The following is a 1987-nucleotide window of genomic DNA, read 5'->3' as shown; positions in this document are numbered from 1 at the left end:
CGCGCGGGCGTTCTAAATAATCTTTAGTTTGGGATTGTACCCAGCGCCCAACAGAAATTCCGTTAATTGCTATGGCCAACAGTTCACACTATTTCATTTTCACCATGCAAAACCCGGATGACCGTAAAAAGATTGTGAAAGCAACAGGGATGCCGCAATTTATGGAGCAACCCGGCGGGCACAATTTTTGGTATTGGAAAGTGGGTATGCAAAACCCGGTACTAGCAAAATTGAAGCTTTAAAGGAGGTGATGACTTGGAGACACGAAAATTTGCAGGTGTCGGGCTGAAGAACATGATTGTCATTGCGCTATTCACAATGATGGTCATTGTCGTAACAAAGGTTATTGTCACGAAGCATCCGGTTAACGGTGTGACGCAATTAGTAAACGCAGTATAAGGAGGAAAAAAGCATGAAGGTTAAATGGTTAGTTCATACGTTCATTACTGTATTTATCACGATGGTTTTCATGTGGATTATTAAGAAAGCTTCAGCAAAATATCATATCCCGGTTGTATCTACAATCGCGGCAGAAGTCTAAGGAGGAATTTTAATTTATGGCAACTCAACAGCAACTATCAGCACAGGCAAAGGCTCAACTATTCTCGCAGGCTACCCGCCAAACATGGCAGATGATGGGTACACAGACAGTGACAGAGGACGCACAAACGGTATCATTCAACCTACCGAAAGTACGCCTGCTATCACAAATTTTAGTTGAATTTGACGCGACTGTCTCTCTCAAATCGCAGAACGCGGCAATTCCAACTAAACCATTTTCACCATACCAGATTATCAGAAATATTGCACTGGAATTAAACAGTGGATTCCGTCCTTTTGTTGTGTCAGGCGAAGCCCTTCACCTATACAGCTTAAACCGATTGAATCCAGACGTTCTATTACCTGCATCAAGTCCGCGGGCGTTATCTTACATTGAAACAGCCGCGAGCACGTCAGGTAAAGACGCGCGTATTAAATTCCAAGTCGCGCTGCCATTAACTTTAAACCAACGTGACCCGGTCGGTCTTATCTTGCTACAAAACGAGGAGACAACCGTTTCCCTTCAGATTGATACAGCACGCGCGCAAGACGCGTATCAGTTGGCTACTGGAGACACCGTTACACTGAAGCAATTGAAAATCACGCCGACAATTGAAACGTTCTCCGTCCCTTCTGTACCACAAGCTATGCCGGATATTTCTGTCCTGAAGCTTGTAAACGAAAAAGGCGAACAGTTCACCGGGAACGGTCAAAATATCGTGAAGCTTCAGACAGGGACGATCTACCGTAAACTCATGTTTTACTTTACGGATGAGTCAGGCAACCCGCTGAAGGACAGCGACTTTGCGGGCAACTTGGAATTGGTATTTAACCAAGCCGACATCCCTTACAGCATTAAGCCGTCAGCACTTGCAGCCCGAAATCATTCGGACTTGGGTTATGTCTTACCGGATGGGGTTTATGTGTTTGACTTCTCTAACCAAGGCTTGCCAAACCTCGGCGGCTCTCGTGACTATATTGACACCGAACGTCTTACAGAGTTTTGGATTCGCTTCAATACTCAAAAAGGCGGGCGCGTGAAAATCGTTGCTGAAAAGCTTTCACGCTTGCATTAATACACGCGGGAGGGCTTTTCCCTCCTTTTCTTATTTGACTACTACGAAGGAGGATTTATATGAACGCACCATCACAAATGGGTCTAGGTGAAATGTTCTACCATGCCGCAGACTTATATCCAAACATGGGGTTTATGAGTACCCGAACGTCTACAGTTCCCGAAGCTGAAGATCAAATGTCTCTTGTCGATGATGAGGACACAGCAAAAGAGCATGACGTAAAGCAAGACCCTATTACATCAAAACAAATCTTGCTGGGGTTCGGCATTGTGTTCCTTGTCGTATTCCTATTCTCGGCAAGGGTGTAGGGGGTGTGACTTGTGGAGCAAATCTATTCAATACTATTAAATAACGGAGCCCTGGGCGTAATG

The 1987-nt window shown here is 45.0% G+C and carries 2 protein-coding genes; both read left to right on the top strand.

The features are described from left to right. The first annotated feature begins 557 nt into the window (after positions 1-557). Positions 558-1616 (top strand): hypothetical protein, encoded by a 1059-nt coding sequence (locus tag ACFWY9_RS44750; protein ID WP_376642743.1) that lies wholly within the window; start codon positions 558-560, stop codon positions 1614-1616. Between the two features lie 59 nt (positions 1617-1675). After that, positions 1676-1924: a hypothetical protein gene (locus tag ACFWY9_RS44745; protein WP_080467411.1), complete on the top strand. Its 249-nt coding sequence runs from the start codon at positions 1676-1678 to the stop codon at positions 1922-1924. Positions 1925-1987: the final 63 nt, after the last annotated feature.

The organism is Amycolatopsis sp. NPDC059027, assembly GCF_042739735.1.
In the GTDB taxonomy this organism is placed as follows: Bacteria; Actinomycetota; Actinomycetes; order Mycobacteriales; family Pseudonocardiaceae; genus Amycolatopsis.
This window is presented reverse-complemented; position numbering and strand designations above follow the sequence as displayed.

Excerpts from the sequence above, each read along its gene's own strand:
- ACFWY9_RS44750 (WP_376642743.1), top strand. The coding sequence starts at position 558 with ATGGCAACTCAACAGCAACTATCAGCACAGGCAAAGGCTCAACTATTC.
- ACFWY9_RS44745 (WP_080467411.1), top strand. The coding sequence starts at position 1,676 with ATGAACGCACCATCACAAATGGGTCTAGGTGAAATGTTCTACCATGCC.